Genomic DNA, 7,132 nt, shown 5'->3' with positions numbered 1-7,132 from the left:
GTGAAAAACTGGAGCGTCAGCTTAAAGAAAAGGATTGAACAACTATGCTAGATATCATCATCTTAATCTTGCTCCTGATGGGGACTTTACTGGGGTTAAAACGCGGTTTTATCCTGCAGTTTATCCGCTTGACGAGCTTTATTTTATCAATTGCCTTTGCGGCTTTATTCTATAAAAACGTGGCACCGCATTTACATTGGATTCCCGCACCCGATTTTTCAGCGGGACAGCCGGCTCTTTCTTTTTTTACGGGGAATTTGGAAGCAGCGTACTATAATGCGATTGCGTTTATCGTTTTATTTATCATTGCTAAAATCTTACTGAGAATCATCGGCTCGTTCCTGAGTATTGTAGCCGGCATTCCGGTGATTAAACAAATCAACCAGATGCTGGGAGCCGTTCTCGGTTTTCTAGAAGTCTATTTATTTACATTTGTGCTGCTGTATGTCGCATCCGTTCTTCCGATAGATGCACTACAGCAAATGATGGGGCAATCGTCTCTCGCAAATGTGATCATTAACCATACACCGTACTTGTCAGGGCTTTTACAAGAGCTGTGGACACAGTACGGGGCATAAAAAAACTTCTCTTGTCCGGAGAAGTTTTTTTCAAGTATGATGGAAACATATGTGAACGTCTGGGGGTTATGATATGCATAAAAAAGATATTATCCGGCTGCTTGAAACCATTGCAGTCTATATGGAACTCAAAGGGGACAACCCGTTTAAAGTATCCGCCTTCCGAAAAGCGGCGGCAGCTCTGGAACAGGACGACCGAAGCTTATCAGAAATGGACGATATGATGTCGCTGTCCGGCATTGGAAAAGGAACGTACAGCGTCATTAAAGAGTATATAGATGAAGGAAAGTCAAGCACGCTCGAATCGCTTCAGAAAGAAGTGCCGGAAGGACTCGTGCCTTTATTGAAGCTGCCGGGGCTCGGCGGCAAAAAAATCGCAAAGCTGTATAAAGAGCTCGGCGTACACGATGCAGAATCTCTGAAGGAAGCCTGTGAGCAGCAAAAGGTCCAGGGTCTTGCGGGCTTCGGCAAAAAATCGGAAGAAAAAATATTACAGGCGCTCGGGGAAGCCGGAAAACAGCCTGAACGGTTCCCGATCGGATACGCCCTCCGGATCGCGCGGGAAATTGAGGAGCATCTTTCTCAATTTACGCATATCATCAAATTTTCTCGTGCCGGAAGTCTCCGCAGAGCGCGGGAAACGGTGAAGGATCTGGATTATATCATTGCTACAGATCATCCGGCTGAAGTAAGAGAGCAGCTTCTTGAGCTGCCAAACATCAAAAGCGTGATCGCAAGCGGAGATACGAAGGTGTCCGTCATCCTTTCCTTTGAATATGAAACAAGCGTCGATTTCCGTCTTGTGACGGAAGAGCAGTTTCCGACAACACTCCATCATTTTACGGGATCAAAGGATCACAATATTAAGATGCGCCAAATCGCCAAAGAACGCGGCGAGCGGATCAGTGAATACGGCGTTGAGACAGTTGAAACCGGAGAGATCAAAACATTTCCGAGTGAACGTGAATTTTATGCGCACTTCGGCCTGCCGCTGATTCCGCCGGAAATTCGTGAAAGCGGACAGGAAGTGGAAACCTACAGCGACAGCATTGAACTGATAGAACCCGGGCAAATCAAAGGTGATCTCCACATGCACTCAACGTGGAGCGATGGCGCATTTTCGATCAGAGAGATGGCTGAAGCCTGCATCAAAAAAGGCTATCAATACATGGCGATCACCGATCACTCACAATATTTAAAGGTCGCCAACGGGCTTACTGCAGAAAGACTTAAGCAGCAGGCAAAAGAAATTGACGCGCTGAATGCAGAGTTTGAAAACTTCCGTATTTTGAAAGGCGTTGAGATGGATATCCTGCCTGACGGTACGCTCGATTATGATGACGATGTGCTTGCGGAAATGGATATCGTTATTGCATCGATTCATTCCAGTTTTAATCAGCCGGAACACGTGATTATGAAACGGCTTGAGACGGCACTGACAAACAAGCATGTTGACATTATCGCACACCCGACCGGGCGCCTTATCGGCAGACGGGCCGGTTACGAAATCGATATTGATCAGCTGATTGAGCTTGCGAGGAAAACAAATACGGCGCTTGAACTCAACGCCAACCCTGCGCGCCTTGATCTGCGCACAGAGCATTTAATGAAAGCAAACGAACAAGGGGTTACATTGGTGATTAATACTGATGCCCATAATATTGAGATGTTAGACGATATGAAAACTGGCGTTACTGCCGCGCGCAAAGGATGGACGGAAACGAAAAACGTTCTGAATGCCCGGTCGCTTAAAGACGTAGAGGCATTTCTGAAGCGCAACGATTAAGTAAGGAGGCTCACACAATCGTGCAGCAAAAAGTATTATCAGCTCTTGAATTTCATAAAGTGAAAGAACAGGTTATTGGGCATGCCGCTTCATCGCTCGGAAAAGAAATGCTTCTCGAGCTTAAGCCTTCTGCTTCTATAGACGAAATCAAAAAACAGCTGGATGAAGTAGACGAAGCTTCTGACATTATCCGGCTGAGAGGCCAAGCGCCATTTGGCGGCCTTGTAGATATCAGAGGAGCGTTAAGACGGGCGGAAATCGGCAGTGTTCTCAGTCCTTCTGAATTCACTGAAATCTCAGGCCTGCTTTATGCAGTTAAACAAATGAAACATTTTATCACCCAAATGGCTGAAGACGGTGTCGACATTCCGCTGATCCATCAGCATGCTGAACAGCTTATCACGCTGTCCGATTTAGAGCGGGACATTAATTCCTGCATCGATGATCACGGAGAAGTGCTTGATCATGCATCGGAAACATTAAGAGGAATCCGCACACAGCTCAGAACACTCGAATCAAGAGTCAGAGACCGGTTAGAGTCGTTGCTGCGTTCCTCTTCCGCATCGAAAATGCTGTCTGATACGATTGTTACGATTCGGAATGACCGCTTTGTGATCCCGGTCAAACAGGAGTACAGATCCAGCTATGGAGGAATTGTGCACGACACCTCATCCTCTGGTGCGACACTATTCATTGAACCGCAGGCGATTGTAGATATGAACAATTCCCTTCAGCAGGCGAAAGTGAAAGAAAAGCAAGAAATTGAACGGATTTTGCGTGTGTTGACAGAGAAAACGGCAGAGCATACAGAGGAGCTATTTCTAGATTTGCAAGTGCTGCAGACGCTTGACTTTATTTTTGCAAAAGCTAGATATGCAAAAGCGGTTAAAGCGACAAAACCGATTATGAACGACACCGGCTTTATCCGTTTGAAAAAAGCCCGCCATCCATTGCTTCCGCCTGATCAGGTTGTTGCCAATGACATCGAGCTTGGCCGCGATTTTTCAACCATTGTCATCACAGGGCCAAACACCGGGGGGAAAACAGTCACCCTTAAAACGTTAGGCCTGCTAACCTTAATGGCGCAGTCAGGTCTTCATATCCCGGCAGATGAAGGGTCAGAAGCGGCAGTATTTGAGCACGTATTCGCTGATATCGGTGATGAACAGTCGATTGAGCAAAGTTTAAGTACGTTCTCATCCCATATGGTGAATATTGTCGGCATTTTAGAACAGGTCAATGAAAACAGCCTTGTGCTTTTCGATGAACTTGGTGCAGGGACAGATCCGCAGGAGGGGGCGGCCCTCGCCATGAGCATCTTGGATGACGTGCATCGCACCAATGCACGAGTGTTAGCTACGACGCATTATCCGGAATTGAAGGCGTACGGCTATAACAGAGAAGGCGTCATGAATGCCAGCGTTGAATTTGACATCGAAACGCTGTCACCGACCTATAAACTTTTAATTGGAGTGCCGGGTCGAAGCAATGCTTTCGAAATTTCAAAACGCCTCGGGCTTCCGGACCATATCATCGGGCAGGCGAAGTCAGAAATGACGGCCGAGCATAACGAAGTCGATACGATGATTGCGTCGCTGGAACAAAGCAAAAAACGTGCGGAAGAAGAGCTTTCTGAGACAGAATCAATCAGAAAAGAAGCGGAAAAACTGCATAAAGAGCTGCAGCAGCAAATCATCGAGCTTAACAGCAAAAAAGACAAAATGCTTGAAGAGGCAGAACAGCAGGCTGCTGAAAAAGTAAAAGCGGCAATGAAAGAAGCTGAGGACATTATTCATGAATTGCGCTCCATAAAAGAAGAACACAAATCCTTCAAGGATCACGAGCTGATTAACGCGAAGAAACGGTTAGAAGGCGCTATGCCGGCTTTTGAAAAGTCCAAGAAACCGGAAAAGCCGAAAGCGCAAAAACGCGACTTTAAGCCGGGCGACGAGGTGAAAGTCCTCACTTTCGGGCAAAAAGGAACATTGCTCGAAAAAACAGGCGGCAATGAATGGAATGTTCAAATCGGTATTTTAAAGATGAAAGTAAAAGAAAAAGATCTGGAGTTTATCAAATCAGCTCCGGAGCCAAAAAAAGAAAAAATCATTACAGCGGTCAAGGGAAAGGACTATCACGTATCGCTTGAACTTGATCTCCGCGGCGAACGCTATGAAAATGCCCTCAGCCGGGTTGAAAAATACTTGGATGATGCGGTGTTAGCCGGATATCCAAGAGTGTCAATCATCCACGGAAAAGGAACCGGCGCTTTAAGAAAAGGCGTACAGGATCTTCTGAAAAACCACCGCAGCGTCAAAAGTTCCCGTTTCGGTGAAGCAGGTGAGGGAGGATCAGGCGTTACGGTTGTTGAACTAAAATAAAAGGGAGTATGGCCATGAGTGATTTTTGGGAAAACGAGCTTGTGGAAATCGCGGCATATTACAGTGTCGCGGTTCTCTGCCTCGTCCTCTTTTTGACTGTGTTTGAGCTGGTGACGGCTTATAAAAACTGGGAAGAGATTCAAAAAGGAAATCTTGCGGTGGCAATGGCGACCGGCGGAAAAATTTTGGGAATCGCAAACGTATTTCAGCATTCCATCTCCCAGCATAATTCGCTGCTGCAAATGATCGGCTGGGGCGTTTACGGGTTTGTTATGCTTCTGATCAGCTACTTTATTTTTGAGTTTTTGACTCCGCGGTTTAAAATTGATCAGGAAATCGAAAATGATAACCGGGCTGTCGGCTTTATTTCATTTGTCATTTCTGTCGGGCTTTCTTTTGTGGTGGCAGCCGGAATATAAGGGGACGGAGAATAGATGGAAAAGCTTGCTAAAATACTGCTCGCCGCAGCGGGAATCTTTTTGTTAATTGGTCTTATATATCTGTTCATATTATGAGAAAAAGAAAGATTTACCTTTCTTTTTCTTTTTTTTGCCGTCCATCTGCTATAATGATAAGGTGGATCTCTAAAATCGAAAGGGGAGGTTTTATGCAGTCTCAAAAGCCGTGGCTTGCCGAGTATCCCAACGATATCCCGCATGAGCTTCCGTTGCCGAATAAAACCCTGCAATCCATCCTGACAGACTCCGCCGCACGATTCCCTGATAAAACCGCAATATCGTTTTATGGAAAAAAACTCACCTTTCATGACATTCTGACGGGTGCTCTTAAACTTGCAGCTTTTTTGCAGTGCAATGGCCTGCAAAAAGGAGACAGAGTGGCTGTTATGCTGCCCAATTGCCCGCAAACAGTGATTTCTTATTATGGCGTCTTGTTTGCCGGTGGCATTGTGGTGCAGACGAATCCGCTTTATACCGAGCATGAGCTTGAATACCAGCTTAGAGATGCTCAGGTAAGTGTAATCATCACCTTAGATTTGCTTTTCCCGAAGGCAATAAAAATGAAAACGTTATCAATAGTCGACCAGATTTTGATAACCAGCGTAAAAGACTATTTGCCTTTTCCGAAGAATATTCTTTACCCGCTGACGCAAAAACAAAAAGTGCATATCGACTTTGACAAAACAGCTAACATTCACACGTTCGCTTCCAGTATGAAGCAGGAAAAAACTGAACTCCTGACAATCCCGAAGATCGATCCTGAGCATGATATCGCTGTCCTCCAGTATACCGGAGGAACAACCGGAGCTCCAAAAGGGGTCATGCTCACGCACCAAAATATTTTGGCAAATACTGAAATGTGCGCCGCTTGGATGTATGACGTGAAAGAAGGCGCTGAAAAAGTGCTGGGCATCGTCCCGTTTTTTCATGTCTACGGACTGACGGCAGTCATGAACTATTCGATTAAACTAGGCTTCGAAATGATTCTTCTTCCTAAGTTTGATCCGCTCGAAACACTTAAAATCATCGACAAACACAAACCGACGCTCTTTCCTGGCGCACCGACAATTTACATTGGCCTTTTGCATCACCCCGAATTGCAGCATTATGATCTGTCATCCATTAAAAGCTGTCTTAGCGGATCAGCCGCGCTCCCCGTGGAGGTAAAGCAGAAATTTGAAAAGGTGACTGGCGGAAAGCTTGTGGAAGGCTATGGTTTGTCTGAGGCATCCCCAGTGACGCACGCCAATTTTATCTGGGGAAAAAACAAGCCGGGCAGTATCGGCTGTCCTTGGCCGAGTACGGACGCTGCGATCTATTCTGAAGAGACGGGTGAGCTTGCCGCTCCGTATGAGCATGGAGAAATCATTGTAAAAGGTCCGCAAGTCATGAAAGGATACTGGAATAAACCAGAGGAAACCGCCGCAGTGCTGAGAGATGGCTGGCTGTTCACCGGGGACATGGGCTATATGGATGAAGAAGGCTTTTTCTATATTGCTGACAGGAAGAAGGATATCATCATTGCCGGCGGTTACAATATTTACCCGCGTGAGGTAGAAGAAGCGCTTTATGAACATGAAGCCATCCAGGAAATTGTTGTTGCAGGCGTTCCCGATTCCTACAGGGGAGAAACAGTAAAAGCATTTGTCGTATTAAAGAAAGGCGCAAAAGCCGATGCAGAAGAACTGGACGCTTTTGCGAGATCACGTCTAGCTCCCTATAAGGTGCCCAAAGCCTATGACTTCAGAAAGGAGTTGCCGAAAACGGCGGTGGGAAAAATTTTAAGAAGGCGTTTACTTGAAGAAGAAACCGAAAATCATCATATCAAATAAAAAAAGAAAACGACTATGAATAAACTTGACAAACCTGAAAATCCTTCTTATCATGAAATTATGAATGAATAGTCATTCATTTCTATAGGAAGGAACGATG

5 protein-coding genes are annotated in these 7,132 nt (G+C 45.7%); all 5 read left to right on the top strand.

Translation table 11 applies throughout. The features are described 5' to 3' along the window. The first annotated feature begins 44 nt into the window (after positions 1 to 44). The 5 genes from RAC86_RS32585 to lcfA all read left to right on the top strand — a co-directional run bounded on the left by RAC86_RS32585 (position 45) and on the right by lcfA (position 7,032). Positions 45 to 578, top strand: coding sequence for a CvpA family protein (locus RAC86_RS32585; RefSeq protein ID WP_014477597.1), 534 nt, complete (start codon positions 45 to 47; stop codon positions 576 to 578). Between the two features lie 73 nt (positions 579 to 651). Next, positions 652 to 2,364 carry a DNA polymerase/3'-5' exonuclease PolX gene (gene polX / locus RAC86_RS32580; RefSeq protein WP_015384310.1) on the top strand — a complete coding sequence of 571 codons (1,713 nt, stop codon included), beginning with the start codon at positions 652 to 654 and terminating at the stop codon, positions 2,362 to 2,364. Positions 2,365 to 2,384: 20 nt separating this feature from the next. After that, on the top strand, positions 2,385 to 4,742 hold the full coding sequence (locus RAC86_RS32575) for an endonuclease MutS2 (protein WP_377886492.1): 2,358 nt from the start codon (positions 2,385 to 2,387) through the stop codon (positions 4,740 to 4,742). A 14-nt stretch (positions 4,743 to 4,756) separates the two neighbouring features. Further along, positions 4,757 to 5,161, top strand: a complete 405-nt coding sequence (locus RAC86_RS32570; RefSeq protein WP_003237674.1) for a DUF350 domain-containing protein — start codon at positions 4,757 to 4,759, stop codon at positions 5,159 to 5,161. 188 nt (positions 5,162 to 5,349) lie between these two features. Next, positions 5,350 to 7,032: a long-chain-fatty-acid--CoA ligase LcfA gene (lcfA, locus tag RAC86_RS32565; RefSeq protein WP_377886491.1), complete on the top strand. Its 1,683-nt coding sequence runs from the start codon at positions 5,350 to 5,352 to the stop codon at positions 7,030 to 7,032. Positions 7,033 to 7,132: the final 100 nt, after the last annotated feature.

It is taken from the genome of Bacillus sp. LR_5, from assembly GCF_042709275.1.
The sequence above is the reverse complement of the archived record's forward strand: the minus strand, read 5'-3'. Positions and strand labels throughout refer to the sequence as shown.

Coding starts and splice junctions, on each gene's coding strand:
- RAC86_RS32585 (WP_014477597.1), top strand. CDS start 45: ATGCTAGATATCATCATCTTAATCTTGCTCCTGATGGGGACTTTACTG.
- polX (WP_015384310.1), top strand. CDS start 652: ATGCATAAAAAAGATATTATCCGGCTGCTTGAAACCATTGCAGTCTAT.
- RAC86_RS32570 (WP_003237674.1), top strand. CDS start 4,757: ATGAGTGATTTTTGGGAAAACGAGCTTGTGGAAATCGCGGCATATTAC.
- lcfA (WP_377886491.1), top strand. CDS start 5,350: ATGCAGTCTCAAAAGCCGTGGCTTGCCGAGTATCCCAACGATATCCCG.